General features: G+C 67.0%; 14 protein-coding genes and 1 tRNA gene. 10 read left to right on the top strand and 5 right to left on the bottom strand.

The genetic code is table 11. The annotated features are described in order from the left end of the window. Positions 1–29: 29 nt before the first annotated feature. From ACWCIA_RS03975 to ACWCIA_RS03940, 8 genes are all read left to right on the top strand, one after another. Positions 30–1,202 carry an HlyD family efflux transporter periplasmic adaptor subunit gene (locus ACWCIA_RS03975; RefSeq protein ID WP_454161165.1) on the top strand — a complete coding sequence of 391 codons (1,173 nt, stop codon included), beginning with the start codon at positions 30–32 and terminating at the stop codon, positions 1,200–1,202. 11 nt (positions 1,203–1,213) lie between these two features. After that, on the top strand, positions 1,214–2,818 hold the full coding sequence (locus ACWCIA_RS03970; protein ID WP_454161163.1) for a DHA2 family efflux MFS transporter permease subunit: 1,605 nt from the start codon (positions 1,214–1,216) through the stop codon (positions 2,816–2,818). A gap of 25 nt (positions 2,819–2,843) precedes the next feature. Continuing rightward, the gene (locus tag ACWCIA_RS03965) at positions 2,844–4,313 is read left to right on the top strand and encodes an efflux transporter outer membrane subunit (protein ID WP_454161161.1); all 1,470 of its coding nucleotides are present in this window, start codon (positions 2,844–2,846) and stop codon (positions 4,311–4,313) included. Positions 4,314–4,583: 270 nt separating this feature from the next. Continuing rightward, the gene (locus ACWCIA_RS03960; RefSeq protein ID WP_454161159.1) at positions 4,584–6,311 is read left to right on the top strand and encodes a dipeptidyl-peptidase 3 family protein; all 1,728 of its coding nucleotides are present in this window, start codon (positions 4,584–4,586) and stop codon (positions 6,309–6,311) included. A 171-nt stretch (positions 6,312–6,482) separates the two neighbouring features. Beyond that, complete coding sequence (locus tag ACWCIA_RS03955) at positions 6,483–8,111, top strand: methyl-accepting chemotaxis protein (RefSeq protein ID WP_454161157.1); 1,629 nt, start codon at positions 6,483–6,485, stop codon at positions 8,109–8,111. Positions 8,112–8,196: 85 nt separating this feature from the next. Further along, a complete protein-coding gene (locus ACWCIA_RS03950) occupies positions 8,197–8,889 on the top strand; it encodes a hypothetical protein (protein WP_454161155.1) in 693 nt (230 codons plus the stop codon). A 252-nt stretch (positions 8,890–9,141) separates the two neighbouring features. After that, positions 9,142–10,218: a BON domain-containing protein gene (locus tag ACWCIA_RS03945; RefSeq protein WP_454161153.1), complete on the top strand. Its 1,077-nt coding sequence runs from the start codon at positions 9,142–9,144 to the stop codon at positions 10,216–10,218. A 169-nt stretch (positions 10,219–10,387) separates the two neighbouring features. Further along, positions 10,388–11,227 (top strand): HDOD domain-containing protein, encoded by an 840-nt coding sequence (locus tag ACWCIA_RS03940; protein WP_454161151.1) that lies wholly within the window; start codon positions 10,388–10,390, stop codon positions 11,225–11,227. Here ACWCIA_RS03940 and ACWCIA_RS03935 read toward each other — a convergent pair. Continuing rightward, positions 11,224–12,123: a LysR family transcriptional regulator gene (locus ACWCIA_RS03935; RefSeq protein ID WP_454161149.1), complete on the bottom strand. Its 900-nt coding sequence runs from the start codon at positions 12,121–12,123 to the stop codon at positions 11,224–11,226. The genes ACWCIA_RS03940 and ACWCIA_RS03935 overlap by 4 nt on opposite strands. A gap of 109 nt (positions 12,124–12,232) precedes the next feature. On the opposite strand from ACWCIA_RS03935, the gene ACWCIA_RS03930 reads away from it, so the two are divergent. Further along, complete coding sequence (locus tag ACWCIA_RS03930; protein WP_454161148.1) at positions 12,233–12,793, top strand: cysteine hydrolase family protein; 561 nt, start codon at positions 12,233–12,235, stop codon at positions 12,791–12,793. Here ACWCIA_RS03930 and ACWCIA_RS03925 read toward each other — a convergent pair. From ACWCIA_RS03925 to ACWCIA_RS03910, 4 genes are all read right to left on the bottom strand, one after another. Continuing rightward, positions 12,790–13,959, bottom strand: coding sequence for an MFS transporter (locus ACWCIA_RS03925; protein WP_454161146.1), 1,170 nt, complete (start codon positions 13,957–13,959; stop codon positions 12,790–12,792). The two genes, ACWCIA_RS03930 and ACWCIA_RS03925, sit on opposite strands and share 4 nt — an antisense overlap. Positions 13,960–14,117: 158 nt before the next feature. Beyond that, the gene (locus tag ACWCIA_RS03920; RefSeq protein ID WP_454161144.1) at positions 14,118–14,711 is read right to left on the bottom strand and encodes an IMPACT family protein; all 594 of its coding nucleotides are present in this window, start codon (positions 14,709–14,711) and stop codon (positions 14,118–14,120) included. Positions 14,712–14,784: 73 nt separating this feature from the next. Then, positions 14,785–14,860 (bottom strand) — tRNA-Lys (locus ACWCIA_RS03915). Positions 14,861–14,947: 87 nt separating this feature from the next. After that, positions 14,948–15,463 carry a hypothetical protein gene (locus tag ACWCIA_RS03910; protein WP_454161142.1) on the bottom strand — a complete coding sequence of 172 codons (516 nt, stop codon included), beginning with the start codon at positions 15,461–15,463 and terminating at the stop codon, positions 14,948–14,950. A 233-nt stretch (positions 15,464–15,696) separates the two neighbouring features. On the opposite strand from ACWCIA_RS03910, the gene ACWCIA_RS03905 reads away from it, so the two are divergent. Beyond that, positions 15,697–18,543, top strand: a complete 2,847-nt coding sequence (locus tag ACWCIA_RS03905; protein WP_454161140.1) for a type VI secretion system Vgr family protein — start codon at positions 15,697–15,699, stop codon at positions 18,541–18,543. Positions 18,544–18,545 lie beyond the last annotated feature (2 nt).

Here is an 18,545-nt window from a genome sequence, read left to right as displayed (position 1 = left end):
CATCCCATTTCTTTTTTCGGAGTTGCTTCATGTCCCAAACGCAGCCCTCGCACGAGCACAAGCCGCTCGCCTCCGCGACGCCTCCATCGACGCCGCCCGCACCGGCTGCGGCCGGCAAGGCCCCGCCCAACAAGCGCGTGCTGGCTGTGGTCGGCCTGATCGCCGTGGCGGCGCTGTTCGCCGGCGGGCGCATGTGGTACCGCAGCCATAACTTCGTCGACACCGAGAACGCCTACGTGGCCGGCCACGTGCACCCGGTGTCGGCGCGCATCGCCGGCGTCGTTACGCGGGTGCTGGTGGAAGACAACCAGCATGTGAAGGCGGGCGACGTCATCGCCGAACTCGACCCGGCCGACCAGCACGTTCGCGTCGAGCAGATCGAGGCGCAGATCGCCAGCGCGAAGCAGCAGGTGATCCAGGCCGACGCCCAGGTGGCGCAGGTGCGCGCCCAGGCCGAAGCGGCAAAGGCCCAGGTCGGCCAGGCGCAGGCCCTGGCCCTGCGCGCACGCCAGGACGCCGAGCGTTTCGGCCAGCTGTACACGAAGCAGATGAAGGCCGTCTCGAAGGCCGAAGTCGATGCCGCCAACGCCGCGCGCACGGCCGCCGCCGCCGACGTCAACGCGCGCCGCGACAACGCCGCCGCCGCCGACGCCCAGATCACCGCCGCCTCGTCGGCGCGCGACGTGTTCAAGGCCCAGATCAAGGTGCTGCAGGCGCAGCTGAAGGACGCGAAACAGCAGGTCGGCTACAGCCGCATCCTGGCGCCGGTCGATGGCCGCATCGGCCGCCGCAGCGTCGAAGTCGGGGCGCGCGTGCAGCCGGGCCAGCAGCTGGTGGCCGTGGTCGAGGACAAGGTCTGGGTCACCGCCAACTTCAAGGAAACCCAGCTGGCCGGCCTGAAGCCGGGCCAGGCGGTCGACCTCGAAGTCGATGCGCTGCCCGGCGAACACCTGGTCGGCCGCGTGGACAGCTTCGCGCCTGCCTCGGGCAACCAGTTCGCCCTGCTGCCGGCCGATAACGCGACCGGCAACTTCACCAAGATCGTGCAGCGCGTGCCGGTGAAGATCACCCTGGCGCCGGCCGACGTGCAGCGCCTCGCCGGCCGCCTGGTGCCGGGCATGTCGGTGGTGGCGGAAGTCGACCTGCGCCAGGAGACCGAAAAGCGAGCGGAACAGCCCGTACGCACCGCAGCGGCCAGGTAAGAAGGGTTCCCATGACGAGTACGACCAAGCCCGCGCTTCCGGTGTTCCCGGGCGCGCCCGCGGCCGGTGCGGCCGTGGACCTGCGCACCTGGATCGCGGTCGCCGCCGGCATGCTCGGCGCCTTCATGGCGGTGCTCGACATCCAGATCACCAACTCGTCGCTGCGCGACATCCTGGGCACGCTCAACGCCACCCAGGAAGAGGGATCGTGGATCTCCACCGCCTACCTGTGCGCCGAGATCGTCGTCATTCCGATGACGGCGCTGTTCGCCCGCGCCTTTGGCGTGCGCCGCTACATGATCGGCACCACCGCGCTGTTCCTCGTCTTCTCCACCCTGTGCGGCGCGGCCTGGAACCTCGAGAGCATGATCGTGTTCCGCATGCTGCAGGGCTTCACCGGCGGCGCGCTGATCCCGATGGCGATGACGCTCGTGATGACGCGCCTGCCAAGCTCGAAGCGCGCGGTCGGCATGGCCATCTTCGGCCTCACCGCGACCCTCGCCCCGGCCATGGGCCCGACCCTCGGCGGCTACCTGTCCGAGCTGTACGGCTGGCCCTCGATCTTCTACATCAACTGGGTGCCGGGCGTGCTGCTCATCGCCGGCATGGTGTATGGCCTGGACCGCGAGCCCGCGCAGATCCGCACCCTGGTGAACGCCGACTGGCTCGGCATCGGCCTGATGGCGATGGGCCTGGGCTGCCTGACGATCTTCCTGGAAGAGGGCAACTCGAAGGACTGGTTCGATTCGCAGTTCATCATCACCTTCGCGGCGCTGGCGCTGATCGGCATCCTCGGCTGGGTCACCGTCGCTTTCACCCGACAGCAGTCCTTCGTCAACCTGCGCCTCTACGGCCAGCGCAACTTCCTGATCGCCACCGTGCTGTCGGCCGTCACCGGCATGGGCCTGTACGGTTCTTCTTACCTGCTGCCGCTGTACCTGGGCCAGATCGCGGGCTACACGCCGATGCAGATCGGCGAAGTGATCGCCTGGGTCGGCCTGCCCCAGCTGCTGGTGATGCCCTTCGCTGCCGCGCTGTCCTCGAAAGTCGACAACCGCATCATGTGCAGCTTCGGCCTGCTGCTGTTCGGCGGCTCCTGCCTGATGAACGCCTTCATGGACGCGAACACCGGCTATGACCAGCTGATGTTCACCCAGGTCGTGCGCGCCATCGGCCAGCCCTTCGTGATGCTGACCCTGTCGAACTTCGCCATGAACGGCATCGCGCCGAAGGACATGCCCTCGGCCTCGAGCCTGTTCAACATGACCCGCAACCTGGGCGGCTCGATCGGCATCGCCATGCTGGCGACCTCGCTCACCAACCGCGAGCACTTCCACTCCGCGCGCCTGGGCGAGTCGATCTCGAGCTACGCCGCGCCGACCCAGGAACGCATCGAGCAGATGACGCAAGCCTTCGTCGCCTCCGGCGTCGACCCGGCGACGGCCGCCAACCAGGCGCTGGCCGCGCTCGACCGCATCGTGCGACGCGAAGCCTATGTGATGGCCTACAACGACGGCTTCCTGATCGTCGGCGCGATCCTGGTGAGCTGCATCGCCATGGTCTGGCTGGCCGACAAGGTCAAGTCCCCCGGCGGCGCCGGCGGCGGTGGCCATTGAAATTGTTTAAGAGATGAGACCTATCATGTTCTATTCCTCCTTTGCCCAGATGTTCCCGCGCCGCGCGCTCGGTATCAGTGTCAGCCTGGCGCTGGCCGTGCTGGTGAGCGGCTGCTCCACCATCGGCCGCGATTTCGTCGCGCCGAAACCGGTCGAGACGCTGGCCTATCGCCATGCCGCTACGGTGAGCGACACTGCGCGCCTGCCGGCGACGTGGTGGACCGTGTTCGGCGACGCCACCCTGACGAATCTGGAAGAGCGCGCCCTGCGCGACAACCCGGGTGCGAAAGCGGCCGCGCAGCGCCTGCTGCAGGCGCAGGCCCAGCTGGGCGTGCTGCGGGCCGGCCAGGCGCCGAACCTGTCGGTGAACGCGGGCGTGTCGAATTCGCGCACCTCGGCCGAGACCTCGCAGGCGCTGGCCCTGGGCGGACGTTCGATCGAAGGCAACAACTTCAGCGTCGGCGCCGCCCTGTCCTATGAGCTCGACCTCTGGGGCCGCGTGCGGCGCGTGGTCGAAGCGGCCGACGCCCAGGCGCTGGCGGCCCAGGACGACCGCGACGGCGTGCTGCTGATGCTCTCGAGCCAGGTGGCGCAAAGCTATTGGCAGCTGCGCGGCCTGGATGCGGAAAGCGCTATCCTGATGGATGCGCTGGCGGCCCGGCGCGAAGCGCAGGAACTGGTCGAGGCACGCTTCGAGGCCGGCCTGTCGAACGAACTGGACGTGTCGCGCGCACGCATCGAGCGCGCGAATGCCGAAGCCGACCTGCACGAGGTGCAGCGCCAGCGCAACCTGGTGGAACACGCGCTGGCGACCCTGGTCGGCACCTCGCCGAGCGCGCCGCTGGTGGCGCCGCTGGCCAAGCCCTCGCTGCCGCTGCCGCCGTCGATTCCGGTCGGCCTGCCGGCTAGCCTGCTGGCCCAGCGTCCGGACCTCGCGGCCAGCGTGGCCAACCTGCGCGCGGCGAATGCGCAGGCGGCCGTGGCCGAAGGCGCGTTCTATCCTTCGCTGACGCTGACCTCGAATTTCGGTTTCGCGTCGGAGTCGCTGCGCGAACTGGCCGGCGGCAGTGCGCGCCAGTTCTCGATCGGGCCGCTGGCCCTGTCGCTGCCGGTGTTCGACGGCGGCCGCAACAAGGCGAACCTGGCCCTGTACCGCGCGCGCTACGAGGAAGCGGTGGCGAACCACGAAAACCGTTTGCTGACCGCGCTGCGCGAAGTCGAGGACGCGCTGTCGGATGCGCAGCAGCGCCAGAAGCAGGGCGACGTGCAGGCCCAGGCCCAGCAGGCCGCCGGCCGCGCATTGCTGGTAGCGCAGGCGCGCTACGAGCGCGGCATCTCGACCTACCTCGACGTGACCGACGCCCAGCGCAGCGCGTTGGCCGCCGACCGCGCCGCGGCGCAGATCCGTACCCAGCGTTTGCTGGCCTCGGTGGCCGTGGCCCGCGCGCTCGGCGGCGGGTGGTCGGAAGCGCCCGCGCTCGCGACGGTACGCTGATTTTGTAGGGTGGGCACTTGTGCCCACGCGGTACGGGCGCTACCCTGCACCGTTAGCGGTGATGACTCGCTCGCACCGCGTCCATGAACGAATGTCATGCACCGCGTTCGGAATGTCGTCGATGTCGCGAGCGACAATTTACCGCAGCGAGTGCAAGGACACGCCCGTACCGCGTGGGCACAAGTGCCCACCCTACGAAACCCTGGCTTCGCTCTGCCACCGTATTACAATCCCCCGGTTGCCTTTTCACCAAATAAAACCAGGGGACCCATGAAACTTCTTCTCGCTCCACTCGTGCTGGCCATCGCGGCCGCCTCCGCCGTCGCAGCCGAAGCGCCCGCCGTCCAACCCCATGCGGCCAGCGCCGCCGAACTGCATGCGATGGCGAAGCGCTTCGCTCCGATCGAGCTGCGTGCCGACACGGCGGCGCTCTCGAAAGGCGACCGCGCCGCCATCGTCAAACTGATCGAGGCCGCGAAGATCGTCGATACCCTGCAACTGCGCCAGCGCTGGGCCGGCAACGAAGCGCTGTGGGCCGCCCTGCAGAAGGACAATTCCCCGCTCGGTAAGGCGCGCCAGCAGGCCTTCTGGCTGAACAAGGGCCCGTGGTCCATCATCGACAACAACAGCTCCTTCATGCCGCCCGAGTATGCGGGCATCGCGATCCCGCCCCAGAAGCCGGCCGGGGCCAACTTCTATCCGGCCGGTGCGAGCAAGGCCGCGCTGGAAACGTGGATGAACGCGCTGCCGGCAAAGGACAAGGAAGCCGCCCAGTGGTACTTCACCGTCATCCGCAGCGGCCCGGACGGCAAGTTCCGCACTGTGAAGTACTCGGACGAATACCGGCCGGAGCTGGAAAAGCTCGCGGCACTCCTGCGCGAAGCGGCGGCCAGCACCGACAACGCCTCCCTGAAAAAATTCCTCACCCTGCGCGCCGACGCTTTCCTGTCGAACGATTACCTGGCCTCGGACTTCGCCTGGATGGACCTGGATTCCCCGGTCGATGTCACCATCGGGCCCTATGAAACCTATAACGACGAGCTGTTCGGCTACAAGGCGGCCTTCGAGGCCTATGTCAGCGTGCGCGACGCCAAGGAGACGCAGAAGCTGAACTTCTTCGGCAAGCACATGCAGGAGCTGGAAGACAACCTGCCGGTCGACAAGCAGTACCGCAACCCGAAGGTCGGGGCGATGGCGCCGATGGTAGTGGTGAACCAGATCTATGGCGCCGGCGACGGCAACATGGGCGTGCAGACGGCAGCCTACAACCTGCCGAACGACGAGCGCGTCATCCGCGAGCGCGGCTCGAAGCGCGTCATGCTCAAGAACATCCAGGAAGCGAAGTTCGAATCGACCCTGAAGCCGATCACGAAGCAGGTATTGCGCCCGCAAGACCAGAAGGACCTCGACTTCGATTCCTTCTTCACCCACATCCTGGCGCACGAGATCATGCACGGCCTGGGGCCGCACGTCACGAAGAGCGGGGGCAAGGAATCGACCCCGAGACAAGAACTGAAGGACACCTATTCGACCATCGAAGAGGCCAAGGCCGACATTACCGGCCTGTGGGCGCTGCGCTACATGATGGACAAGGGCCAGCTGAAGGACACGCTGGGGCAGGGCGAAGCCGCCGAGCGCAAGCTGTACAACACCTTCCTGGCTTCGAGCTTCCGCACGCTGCACTTCGGCCTGACCTCGTCGCACGCGCGCGGCATGGCGATCCAGGTGAACTACCTGCTCGACAAGGGCGGCTTCGTGTCGCATGGCGACGGCACCTTCTCGGTCGATTTCAAGAAAATCAAACAGGCCGTGATCGACCTCGACCGCGAGTTCCTGACGATCGAGGCGACCGGCGACTACGCGCGCGCCAAGGCGATGATGGCGAAATACGTGGTCATCCGCCCCGACGTGCAGAAGGCGCTCGACAAGCTGAAGGCGGTGCCCAACGACATCCGTCCGGCCTTCGTGACCGCAGCGAGCCTCGTGGGTACGAAATAAGCCTGTTTGCCAAATATGGCAAATTTTCTCTGCATCAACGAGAAATTTGTTGTATTTGATTAACTAAGTAAAAATACCTAGTACAGCTCTGCTATAGTGTCGACCTTTCCGTGGGGCAATATTGCCCTGCGCGCTGCCGGAGCGCAGTTCCGGCCACTATAGCGAGCCTCCATGTCCTCTTCTAAACTGACCATCGGAACCCGGTTGGCCCTGGGTTTCGGCGCCGTGCTGGCGCTGATGATGGTGCTGACTGCCCTTGCCGTCAGCCGCGTCGGCCACATCGACGAGACCCTGAACCACATCAACGACGTCAACAACGTCAAGCAGCGCCACGCGATCAATTTCCGCGGCAGCGTGCACGACCGCGCCATCGCCCTGCGCGACGCCGTGCTGTCGGCCGATGCGGCGGCGGCCCAGCCGTCGATCGAGCGCATCCGCGTGCTGGCTGCCAACTATGAATCCGCGGCCGTGGCGCTGGACGCGCTGTTCGCTGCCCGCACCGACATCCTGCCTGAAGAGAAGAGCGCCCTGGCGGCCATCAAGGCCGACGAGGCCAGGACCCAGCCGCTGATCGCCAAAGTGCTGGAACTGCACCTGGCCGGCGACGTCGAGGGCGCGCGTACGCTGCTGGGACGCGAGGCCGGCCCGGCTTTCGTCGGCTGGCTGGCCAGCGTGAACGTCCTGATCGACCTCGAGGAAAAGCTGAACAAGGAAGCGGCGGGCGAAGCGCGCGCGCTGACGGGCAGTTTCTTCGCCTGGATGCTGGCGCTGTGCGCCGTCGCCGTGGCCTGCGGGGCGCTCGGGGCCTGGTTCATCAGCCGCGGCCTGCTGCGCCAGCTCGGCGGCCAGCCGGAATACGCGGCGCGCATCGTCGGCAGCATCGCCGGCGGCAACCTCGGGGTGCAAATCGAGACAGCGCCGGGCGACAGCAGCAGCCTGCTGTTCGCCATGAAGGGCATGCGCGACAGCCTGGTGGCGATCGTGTCCCAGGTGCGCAACGGCACCCTGACGATCGCCAACGCCTCGACCGAGATCGCGGCCGGCAACCAGGATCTGAGCGGCCGCACCGAAAACCAGGCCGACACGCTGAAGGACACCGCCGCCTCGATGATGGAGCTGACCGGCACCGTGCGCCAGAACGCCGACAATGCACGCCAGGCGAATGCCCTGGCCGAGTCGGCCTCGAACGTGGCGCTGCGCGGCGGCGCCGTCGTGGCCCAGGTGGTCGAGACGATGGCCTCGATCAACGCCTCCTCGAAGCAGGTGGTCGACATCATCGGCGTGATCGACGGCATCGCCTTCCAGACGAATATCCTCGCGCTGAACGCCGCCGTCGAGGCGGCCCGCGCCGGAGAACAGGGCCGCGGCTTTGCCGTGGTCGCCACCGAAGTGCGCAACCTGGCCCAGCGTTCGGCCGCAGCGGCCAAGGAAATTAAAGCCCTGATCGGCAGCTCGGTCGAGCGCGTCGACGCCGGCGCCCGCCTGGTCGACGAGGCCGGCAGCACGATGGAAGAGATCGTCAACAGCGTCAAGCGCGTGACCGACATCATGGCCGAGATCAGTTCGGCCAGTGCCGAGCAGAGCGCCGGCATCGAGCAGGTGAACGCCGCCATCGGCCGCATGGACGAGGCGACGCGCCAGAATGCGACCCTGGTCGAGCAGGCCAGCGCGGCGGCGGCATCGCTGCAGGACGAGGCGGCGACCCTGGCCAACGTGGTCAGCGTTTTCAAGATGGACAACGGAACCCGAGCTACTGTTGCGTCCACGCCGCATCGAAGGGCGCTGGCGTTGTCGGCTTGAAAACCCACAAAAATATTTCTGATTGGGAAGATATTCTGGGTTCTAGAATTGCTATGAAGCATTTCGCAGAACCCGGAAGTCTCCCATGTTCAAATCCCTGTTGTCGTTCGCGCTGCTGACCGGCGCCCATCTGCAAACCACCCAGGCTGCGGAACTGACCGCGCTCGAACAGCGCTGGCTGCAGGCCGCCGGCCCGGTCCTGGCCTATTCCCAACAACTGAAACTGCCGGTGGACGTCATCGTCCAGCCGCAGGCGCGCGCCACCGACGTGCCGCTGGCCATGGGCTTCGACGGCGGCCGCTGCAAGCTGGTGCTGTCCTTGCGCGGCAATCCGCAGGCCGAGGCCGTGCTGGCCGCCGTCCCGGCCGAGCGCCAGGGCGAACTGATCGAAGCGATGGCGGCGCACGAGGTGGCCCATTGCTGGCGCCATGCGCAGGGAGCGTGGAACGCGCTGCCGGCGGGCTTTGCCGAGGTGGGCGAGGAAACCGCAAGCGACTCCCGCCTGCTGGCGATGTCGAAGGCCGTGCGCGAATCGCGCCGCGAGGAGGCCTATGCCGACCTGGCGGCGCTGGCCTGGACCCGGCACCGCAACCCGGAAGCCTATGGCCGGGTGCACGGCTGGCTGGAACAGGTGCGCAGCGGGCAGACGACCGCGCGCGGTGGGCACGATACCCGGGTCTGGGTTGCGCTGGCCCGCGACGCCAGCCGGATCGCCTCCACCGGGGCGCCGTTCGAGGATGCGGCAGCCCTCTGGCGCGAAGGCCTGCTCAAAGACTAAGAGCGCCTAACAAAACCTCCATAGCTGCGTTGCAGCTCCTCGCCGTACAGTCGTACTGTCTTCGTCGCTGCGTCGGGCGGCCGCATCCCTTGCTCTGAAGGTTTTGTTAGGCGCTCTAAAGCCGCCGCCGCACATCGCGCGGCTCGAGCGCATTTCATGGTTTTTTCGGCAAGTGTACGTTGTCGCACAGATGGTGCGTGGGGTGGGGCGTTTAATGGCCTTATCACAACAACCGACATGAGGGACTCCACCATGAAATCGCTGCTCGCCACCTTGCTGGCCACCGCGGCCGGCGCCAGTTTCGCCGCCGCGCCTACCGCTGCCCTGAACCACGATGCGGCGACCTACCGCAATGTCACGCAGAAGGTGGCCAACGAATACAAGGCGGCCACAGCGAAGTGCGATGCCAAGAGCGGCAACGACAAGGATGTCTGCATGGCCGAGGCGAAAGCGGCGCGTGCACGCAGCGAGTCGCAGGCGATCGCCAAGTACAACAATTCCGAGCAGGGCCGCGCCAGCGCGCGCAGCAAGGTGGCCGAGGCCGAGTACGAAGTGGCCAAGGAAAAGTGCGACGACAAGAGCGGCGCCGACAAGGACAGCTGCCTGGATAACGCCAAGTCGGTGCGCACCGCCGCGCTGGCCGATGCGAAAGCCAGCCGCACCAGCACCACGGCCGGCGCCACCGCCGCCGCAGGCAGCGCAGGCCTGATCGCCAGCACCGATACCAAGGACCCGGCCAAGGCCGCAGCCGTCGCCAAGTGCGAGAAAGCCGGCGGCGGCGACACCGCCTGCCTGGTCGACAGCAAGGGCAACGCCACCACGCTCGCCAACCGCGCCGACAACGCCGGCGAACGCGCCGCCGACAAGACGAAGGAAGGCGCCGAGACGGTCCTCGACAAGACCAAGGCCGCCGCTGCGGCGCTGGTCGCGAAGACCAAAGACCTCGCTTCGAACGCGGCGCAGAAGACCGAGAACGCCGCCGAGAACGTCGGCGACAAGACCCGCCAGACCGCGGCCAACGCGAAGGAGGAGTCGAAGGAAGCCGCCGCCAAAACTGACGACGCGGCCGACCGCGCCGGCGACAAGACGCGCGACGCAAGCCGCAACACGGCGGCAGCCGTGTCCGACACGGCGATCACCACCAAGGTCAAGGCCAGCCTGTTCAAGGAGCCGGAACTGAAATCGATGGCGATCAACGTCGAAACCGAGAAGGGCGTCGTCATGCTGAGCGGCTTCGTCGAGTCGAAGGCCGAGGCGGACAAGGCCGTCAAGGCGGCGAAGGAAGTCGACGGCGTGACCAGCGTGAAGAACAACATCAAGGTGAAATAAGCACGGCCGCCGCACCCCGCGGCGACTAGCCGGACGCGCGCGCCATCCCGCATGGCTGCGCGCGTTGTTGTTGTTCATGCGCCGCACATGCGCCCCGCATGCGCCGCCATCGGCCTTGCCCGGCACTGCCGACTGGCTGCCCGCCTGTACTGACAGGTATAATTTTCGGGTGAACAAACTCGAAGCCTTTGGATACATCGTGGCCCAGGCGGCCCGCGGTGACATTACCTTCCCTACCAGCGTCAACGCCGTGCTGCGCCTGCAGCAGGCGCTCGACGATCCCGACTGCCCGCTCGACGAGGCGATCCGCCTGGTGCTGGCCGAACCCCAACTGGCGGCGCGCACCGTGGCCATGGCCAATTCGGCGGCCTTCGGCGGCGGCAACGGGCCGCCGATCACCAACGTGCGCGCGGCCATCACCCGGCTCGGCTATCGGCGCCTGCAGGGTCTGGTCGCAGGGCTGATCGTGCGCCAGTTCGGCAGCCGCATCAAGGACCCGGGCCTGCGCGCGAAGGCCGAGCAGTTGTGGGAGCACACCACCCACGTGGCGGCGCTGGCCGGCGTGCTGGCGCGGCGCGTGACGGGCGTGAATCCGGATACCGCCCTGTTCGCCGGCATCATCCACGAGGTCGGCGGCTTTTACCTGCTCTCGCGCGCCGACGAGTTCCCGGGCCTGCTCGACGACGATCCCGAAAAGTGGGGAGAATTGTGCGAGGACGTGGTGGGCATGGAAGTGCTCAAGAAGCTGGCCGTCCCGGGTCCGGTGGTCGATGCCGTCGGCGAACTGCGCCGCGCCTGGGTCAACATGCCGCCCTCGACCCTGCTCGACACCCTGCTGCTGGCGAACCAATATGCGCCGGTGGCCTCGCCCCTGGGCGCGGTCGCGGCGCCCCTGCCTGACCACGCCGACAGCGCGCTCGACCTCATCCTCGACGAGGAGCTGCTGGCCGACATCCGCGAGGAAGCGGAAGAGGCCTGCCGCGCACTGGGCGGACCGCTGCTGGTTTAATCGAAACGGACGATGCCGGCCCGCCAGGCTGGCGTCGCTTTTAGCAGCGCGCGCTCGCGCAGCAGGCGCGTCACCGCCCTCAATGCCGGCTCGCCCATCCGTTCGCGCACTCCCGCGATGACGAACTGGCGCCGCGCCGGAATCGGCAGCGGCAGTACCCGCACGCCTTCCGGCTCCGGAAAGGTCGCCAGGCGCGGCAGGATCGAAAAGCCCATGCCGCGCGCGACCAGCGCGGCGATGCTGGTGTCGTTGGCCAGCGTGCGCGCGGGCTGCGGCGCGAAGCCGGCCGCGCGGCAGCGCTCCAGGATCGCATCCGCGCCCGAACATCCCAGCTTGATGAAGGGGAGACTGACATCCGGCCAGCCCTCGTCCATGCCGGCACCGGCCGGCGTCACCAGCATGTACTCGTCGAAGACATAGGGCAGCGAGGAAAATCCGTCTTCCAGCGGCAGCTGGGCAATGCCAAGGTCGGCCCGGCCGTCGCGCAATGCGGCGGTGATGTCCAATCGTTCCTCGCAGCTGTCGTCGATGTCGACGTGGATGGCCGGGTGCGCCCGGGACAGCGCTTCGAGGAGGTGGGGCAGCAGATGGGTGCCGATGCTGCGGAAGCAGGCGATGCGCACCCGGCCCGCGAGGCTGTCCGCCTCGTGCGCGCTGCGGACCAGGTCGGCCTCGATCGCCAGCATCTGGCGCGCCCTTGCCAGCACGCGCTGGCCGGCCTCGGTCGGCACCGAGCCCGCGCGCGAGCGCAGCAGGAGCAGCACGCCGAGGTCGCGCTCGAGTTCCGCGATCGCGTGGCTGATACGCGATTGCGTGCAGCCGAGTTCGGCCGCGGCGGCGCTGAAACCGCCGTGGTCGGCCACGGCGGCAAACATCTTCAATTGGCTCAGTCGCATGGGGCCATCGAAATCGTTCATGTGAAGCCGGCAATTATGCAGCATTTCGGTTGAGCGCTCGCCGGCGCGGGCCAAGAATGGCGGCTCCATCCACTTCACATGAACGACCATGAACAAGCTTTCCCCGCACACCGCCCTGGTCCTGATCGACGTGCAGCAGGCCTTTAACGACCCGAGCTGGGGCCGGCGCAACAATCCGCACGCCGAACAGCGCATCGCCGAACTGCTGGCCGCCTGGCGCGCATCGAAGCGTCCGCTGTTCCACATCCAGCACCGGCGCGAGCGCCCGGCCAGCCTGTTCTACGTCGACGGGCCGGGCTTCCCGTTCAAGCCGGAGGCCCTGCCGCTGGCGGGTGAACCAGTGCTGCACAAGGACGTGAACAGCGCCTTCATCGGCACCGAGCTGGAAGCGCGCCTGCGCGCGGCGGGCGTCACGTCGCTGGTGATTGCCGGGCTGACGACCGACCACTGCGTGTCGACCACGACGCGCATGGCCGGCAATTTCGGTTTCGAGACCTACATCGTCGAGGATGCCAGCGCGACCTTCGAGCGCACAGGTCCCGACGGGCGGCATTACAGCGCCGAGCAGATGCACGACGTGGCGCTGGCGAGCCTGCATGGCGAGTTCGCCACTGTGGTGTCGACGCGCGAGGTGGTGGCGGCGCTTTAAGCCTGGTGTGCGCGTGCCTGCGCCGGGCGGCGCATCCCCAGCATCAGCAGGGACAGGGCGACGCCGGTGACGGCCAGGCCGGCCGCCACCCACTGCGGCGCGGCATAGGAATAGCCGAGCGTGAGAGGGATGCCGCCCAGGAAGGCGCCGGTCGCGTTACCGATGTTGAAACCGGACTGGCCGAGCGAGGAGCCGAGCATTTCTGCTTCACGCGAGTGGTCGATCAGCAGCATCTGGATCGGCGGGCCGAGGGCCAGCGCGTTGGCGCCGGTGGCAAAGGCCAGCACCAGCATGGTCGGCTGCGAATCGGCCAGCAGGCCGTTCATCAGGAGCAGGGCGGTCATGCTGGTCAACAGGATGGCGATCGCCCGGATCGGCGCGAAGCGGTCGGCGAGGCGCCCGCCGGCCAGCACGCCCACCGTCATGCCGACGCCGACCACGGTCATGATCAGGGGGATCTGGCCGGGTGCGAAGCGCGACACGTCGGTCAGCAGGGGTGCGATATAGCTGAACCAGGCGAAGAAACCGCCGGTGCCGATCGAGGTGATCGCCAGCGCCATCCACAGGCCGCGGCTGCGGAAGATTTTCAAATCCTTGATGAAGCCGCCGCTCGGGCGCGCCTCGAAGAAGGGGACCAATTGCTTGAGGCTGAAGGCGGTCGCGAGGCCGATGGCGGCGACGATCAGGAACACCAGGCGCCAGCTCATGTTGTGGCCGAGCCAGGTACCGAGCGGGACGCCGATGACGTTGGCCAGCGTGAGCCCGGTGAACATGGTCGCCATCGCAGCCGCGACTTTGCCTTCGTCCGCCAGGCGGCTGGCCACGACCGCGCCGACGCCGAAGAAGGCGCCGTGCGGCAGGCCGGCGAGGAAGCGCGACACCACCATCATCCCGAAATTCGGGGCCAGGGCGGAGAGGGCATTGAAGACCGCGAACATCAGCATGAACCAGATCAGTACCGTGCGCGGCGGGCGCTTGGCCAGCAGGCTGACGAGGGTAGGTGCGCCCACGACGACGCCCAGCGCGTAGGCGGTGATCAGGTAGCCGGCCTGGGGGATGGTGATGTGCAGGCCGCTGGCGATATCGGGGAGGATGCCCATCATGACGAATTCGGTCATGCCAATACCGAAACCGCCGAGGGCCAGTGGGAGCAGGCTCTTCTTCATCAAAACGTGGTGTCTTTACAGTAGGGGGGTGACACCGGCCGGGTCGCATGCCGGGCCGGGGGAACCGGCCACTATAGCCCTCCCCGGGCGCCCAGTCCGCTTTCGTGTCGTGATGTCAGGTATGCGATGGGCTGATAGCAGCCCGGGCGGAAGGCGTTTCAGCTGTCCTCGCCCAACCAGCGGATGCGGCCGTTGCCCGTTTCGTTCAGCCGTGCCTTGAAGGCCGCGGCGGCCGCTTCGGGCAGGCCGAGCGTGAAGCCGACGTCGTCGCCATGCATCACTTCCACGAGGGTGGCGCCGGCCGCCTCGATCTCGCGCCGGACCATGCCCTCGAAGGCGTAGGGCGCGGCGCAGCGCAACTGGGCCTGGCGCACGATCGCGACCTTCTCGGCGCCGAGCAGGGCCTGGGCGACGCTGTCGGTATAGGCCCGCACCAGGCCGCCGGCGCCCAGCTTGACCCCGCCGAAGTAGCGCACGACGGTGGCCAGTACGCCTTCGAGGTCCTGGTGGCGCAGCACGTCGAGCATCGGGCGGCCGGCGGTGCCGCTTGGTTCGCCGTCGTCGACGGCGGCCGACTGTCCGCCCGCCAGCAGCGCCCAGCAGACGTGGGCCGCCGCCGGATGCGCGGCGCGCAGCGAGGCCACGATCTGCTGTGCACCGGCGCGGTCGGCCATCGGCTGCACGCAGGCGATGAAGCGGCTCTTCTTGATGACGAGTTCGTGGTGGACGGGGGCGATGATGGTCTGGGGCATACGGTAGCGGCAACAGAACCGGAAAGCGGAAACAAAAACGCCAACCGTGAGGTTGGCGTTTTCGCTGAATCTTTGGTAGGCCGTGCGGGATTCGAACCTGCGACCAACGGATTAAAAGTCCGCTGCTCTACCAGCTGAGCTAACGACCCGAAGAAGGCAAGATTATAGCCGGACTCTTGCGAAAGTCCAAGAACTTCGTGCGCCATTGTGCATAAAACGTCCGGCACGGGGCAAATTCAGGTTTCCACATTCTTGTCTTCCTTCTGCGCTTCGCGCATGGCTTCGGGCTCGAGCTTCTCGGCTTCGACGTTCATGCGCACGAACACGCCCCAGCTCGCGAGCAGAACTGCCGCAGCGACGCCGATTGATGCCACGTGCGGCAACAGCTCCGGCTGGGTGTGCAGGAACTGGAAAACCCCGATCAGGCATTCCACCCCGAGCGACACCACAACCACGAGCAGGAAACGCGACAGGAAGCGGCGCAGCCGGGTGGGCGAGCTCACATGTACCGCGCGCTGCACCTCTTCCTCCAGCACCGTCTGACCCAGTTCGAGGGCGGCGACGGCGATCGTCAGGAAGCCCACGCATTCCAGGATGAGTCGGAAGCGTTCCTGGATCGTTTGCTCGTCCGACGGACTCAGCGCCGACCAGATTTCGAACGCGGCGAGCACGATCAGTGTCAGGCCGCAAAAGAAGAAGAGGAGCGCGATGATCACGAAGCCAATAGAGCCAATTTTTTGCAGGTATTTCACAGACGCCTCGTGTTCTTGATATGTGAGCACTTTAGCATCGAAGCATGGGAGATTCGATTCCGTAGGATTGTTCGTGTTTCACGCGGCGAATCGTGCCTTTTGGCAATGGACCTGAGCTTGCACAAGGTTGCGCGCAACGAAAATTATATTGTTGCAACGCATTGATTTTGACGCCGTCGACCCCGGCGGCTTTCCAGCATTTTGCAACCTTGCACGAGGAGCGTTTCTTGGGCATGCATACCGCGTTGGCAGACCAGGTCACCGCCGCGCTGGCGGAGTTTTCCAGCGCGAGCAGGCTGTATGAGTTGACGATCGGGGAGGGCGGCACCGGCTACCTGTCGCAAGCCTTGCTGGTGGAGGCCTTCAGCGCGAGCGATGCGATCCACGAGATCGGCGCGCGCGACGTCATCGTCCTGTCGACCAGCGTGCACATCACCCTCGAGGACTTGCTGGGCCAGTCCGCCGCCCTGCACGTGAGCCTGGCGGACGGCACCCGCACCTCTTTCGCGGGCGAGATCGGCGAAGCGGCCCAGCTCGGCAGCGACGGCGGCCTGGCGCGCTACCGGTTGCGCATCGTGCCCTGGATGTGGCGCATGGGGCAGGTACGCAACAGCCGCGTGTGGCAGGACAAGACCGTGATCGAGATCGTCGACGCGGTCTTCCAGGCCTACCGTCCGCTCGCCAGATGGCGCTGGAGCGAGGACACGGCCGCGTTCATGGCCGAGGCCAGGCCGCGCAGCTACTGCTGCCAGTACCGCGAGTCCGACCTCGATTTCGTCGCGCGCCTGTTGGCCGAAGAGGGCCTGTCCTGGCGCTTCGAGCAGGATGAGGACGGCCCTGGCGCGATCCTGTTCGCCGACAGCACCCAGCCGGATGCGGCGCCCGAGGACATGACGAGCGCCATCGACGGCGCGGTCCGCTATCACCGCACGGGCGCCAGCGAACGGCAGGACACGGTGCAGGCGCTCACGGCCAGGCAGTGCCTGCATGCCTCGCTCGTGAGTCTCCTCAGCTATGACTACAAGGCGAAGCAGGCCGTCGCCGCCGGTTCGCCTTCCCACTACCGCAACGACAAGCTGCCCCAGCTCGAATCCTATGACGTGCCGGGCCAGTACGCCTGGGCTAGCCGCGCCGAGGCGCAGCGCTACGCGAACCTGCGGATGGAAGCGCAGGAAGCGCGCCGCGCGCTGTGGCAGGGCCGCTCGACCGTGCGCACCCTGCGCGCCGGCACCCGCCTGACGGTCACGGGTGCGCCCTTGCAGGCCTTCGGAGAAGGCGCCGGTTTCACCGTGCTGCGGGTGACGAGCATCGGCGTGAACAACATGCCGGCCCCGGCGCGGCAGGCACTGGACGAGCTGTTCGGGCCGATTCCGGAGTTGTTGGAGGAAGGCGTCCTCGATGCCTGTTCGGCCGAATGCTCGCTGGTGCTCGCGCAGGCGCGCGAAACCGGTTATGCCAACTGTTTCGAAGCGGTGCCCGCCGATGTGCCCTGGCGGCCGGAGCACGCGCAGGTCAAACGAACCGCGCATGGCGCCCAGAGCGCGCTCGTCATCGGCGCCGACGGCAGCGACCAGCCCAACGGCGCCGACGAACTGTATTGCGACCGCCTCGGCCGCGTGCGCATCCGCTTCCACTGGCAGGACGATGGCAACGCCAGCTGCTGGGTGCGCGTCGCCCAGCGCTCGGCCGGCGGCGGAATGGGCGCCCAGTTCCTGCCGCGCATCGGGCACGAAGTGCTGGTGCAGTTCCTCGAAAACGACATCGACCGGCCGATCGTCGTCGGCGCCCTCTACAACGGGCAGGGCGAAGGCGGCATCGCACCGACGCCCGGCGGACGCGCCAGTACTTCCAGGGCGGATGATCCTTTTGCCTCCGCCAACGACCATGCCCCATCCGCGCAGGGCAACCTCGCGGGCGGCAACAGCCCGTTGTGGCATGGCGCCTCCGCCGACAGCGCCGGCCACCGCAACGGCGCCGCGCAGTGGGGCGTTCGCAGCAAGGAATTCGGCGGCTCAGGCTACAACCAGCTGCTGTTCGACGACACCGACGGCCAGGGCCGCATCCAGCTGCGCAGCACGCACGCCGCCAGCGAGCTCAATCTCGGCCACCTGATTCATGCGGCCGACAACTACCGCGGCAGTTTCCGGGGCCTGGGCGCGGAACTGCGCACCGATGCGTACGGCGCAGTGCGCGCGGGGGCGGGACTGCTGGTGTCGAGCTACGGGATCAATCACAGCGCTGGTGCGCGCGACGCGGCGGGCGAGGTGGCCGGCGCTGCAGGCCTGCTGGCGCAGGCGGCCAAGCTGGCTGACACATTCAGCACGGCGGCGCAGACGCATCAGGCTGTCGCGCTGGCCGGGCACCTGGGCGCTGCCAAGGCGAGTGCCAGCCTGCTCGACGACAAATCCGCGCCGCTCAAGGCGATGTCGACCAGTGCTTCCGGCATGGTCGCCAAAGACAGCCTGGACGCGGCCAAAGGCGATGCGGCGGCCAAGAACATGGGCGGAGGCGATGGCAAGCTGCCGCACTTTACCGATCCGCTGATCGTCATCGCTGGCAAGGAAGGATTTGGCGCCAATGCCGGACAGAGCCTGCAGTTGGCAAATGGGGAAACCGTGACCCTGATGAGTGGGCAGGACACGCAGTTCGTCACGGGTGGGCAGATGCGGGTCCATGCCGGGCAGGCGATCGGCTTATTGGGTGGCGTGGTGAAGGCAGGCGAGGGCGGCGTCGGGCTGCAGCTCATCACTGCGAAAGATGCGATCGACGTTCAGGCGCAGGGCGACGAGCTGAAGGTGCAGGCGCGCGATGAGGTCAATGTCATCAGCGCCAACGCGCATATCGATTGGGCGGCGGCGAAGCGGATCAGTTTGTCGACGGCGGGTGGGGCGAATATCACGATCGATGGGGGGAATATTACGGTGCAGTGTCCGGGGAAGATCAAGGTGCATGCGGGGAAGAAGAGTTTTGTCGATCCGACCAAGCTGAATTATCCGATGCCTGCACTACCACAAAGTATTTGCGTCGCCTGTCTGAAGAAATCGCTCGAAGCCGGGCCGGCATTCACGTTGGTGGAATAAAG

The sequence above is a fragment of the Massilia sp. SYSU DXS3249 genome (genome assembly GCF_053668055.1).
Note: the sequence above shows the minus strand (reverse complement) of the source record. Positions and strands in the feature narration are given on the sequence as shown.

Excerpts from the sequence above, each read along its gene's own strand:
- ACWCIA_RS03975 (WP_454161165.1), top strand. The coding sequence starts at position 30 with ATGTCCCAAACGCAGCCCTCGCACGAGCACAAGCCGCTCGCCTCCGCG.
- ACWCIA_RS03970 (WP_454161163.1), top strand. The coding sequence starts at position 1,214 with ATGACGAGTACGACCAAGCCCGCGCTTCCGGTGTTCCCGGGCGCGCCC.
- ACWCIA_RS03965 (WP_454161161.1), top strand. The coding sequence starts at position 2,844 with ATGTTCTATTCCTCCTTTGCCCAGATGTTCCCGCGCCGCGCGCTCGGT.
- ACWCIA_RS03960 (WP_454161159.1), top strand. The coding sequence starts at position 4,584 with ATGAAACTTCTTCTCGCTCCACTCGTGCTGGCCATCGCGGCCGCCTCC.
- ACWCIA_RS03955 (WP_454161157.1), top strand. The coding sequence starts at position 6,483 with ATGTCCTCTTCTAAACTGACCATCGGAACCCGGTTGGCCCTGGGTTTC.
- ACWCIA_RS03950 (WP_454161155.1), top strand. The coding sequence starts at position 8,197 with ATGTTCAAATCCCTGTTGTCGTTCGCGCTGCTGACCGGCGCCCATCTG.
- ACWCIA_RS03945 (WP_454161153.1), top strand. The coding sequence starts at position 9,142 with ATGAAATCGCTGCTCGCCACCTTGCTGGCCACCGCGGCCGGCGCCAGT.
- ACWCIA_RS03935 (WP_454161149.1), bottom strand. The coding sequence starts at position 12,123 with ATGCGACTGAGCCAATTGAAGATGTTTGCCGCCGTGGCCGACCACGGC.
- ACWCIA_RS03930 (WP_454161148.1), top strand. The coding sequence starts at position 12,233 with ATGAACAAGCTTTCCCCGCACACCGCCCTGGTCCTGATCGACGTGCAG.
- ACWCIA_RS03925 (WP_454161146.1), bottom strand. The coding sequence starts at position 13,959 with ATGAAGAAGAGCCTGCTCCCACTGGCCCTCGGCGGTTTCGGTATTGGC.
- ACWCIA_RS03920 (WP_454161144.1), bottom strand. The coding sequence starts at position 14,711 with ATGCCCCAGACCATCATCGCCCCCGTCCACCACGAACTCGTCATCAAG.
- ACWCIA_RS03905 (WP_454161140.1), top strand. The coding sequence starts at position 15,697 with ATGCATACCGCGTTGGCAGACCAGGTCACCGCCGCGCTGGCGGAGTTT.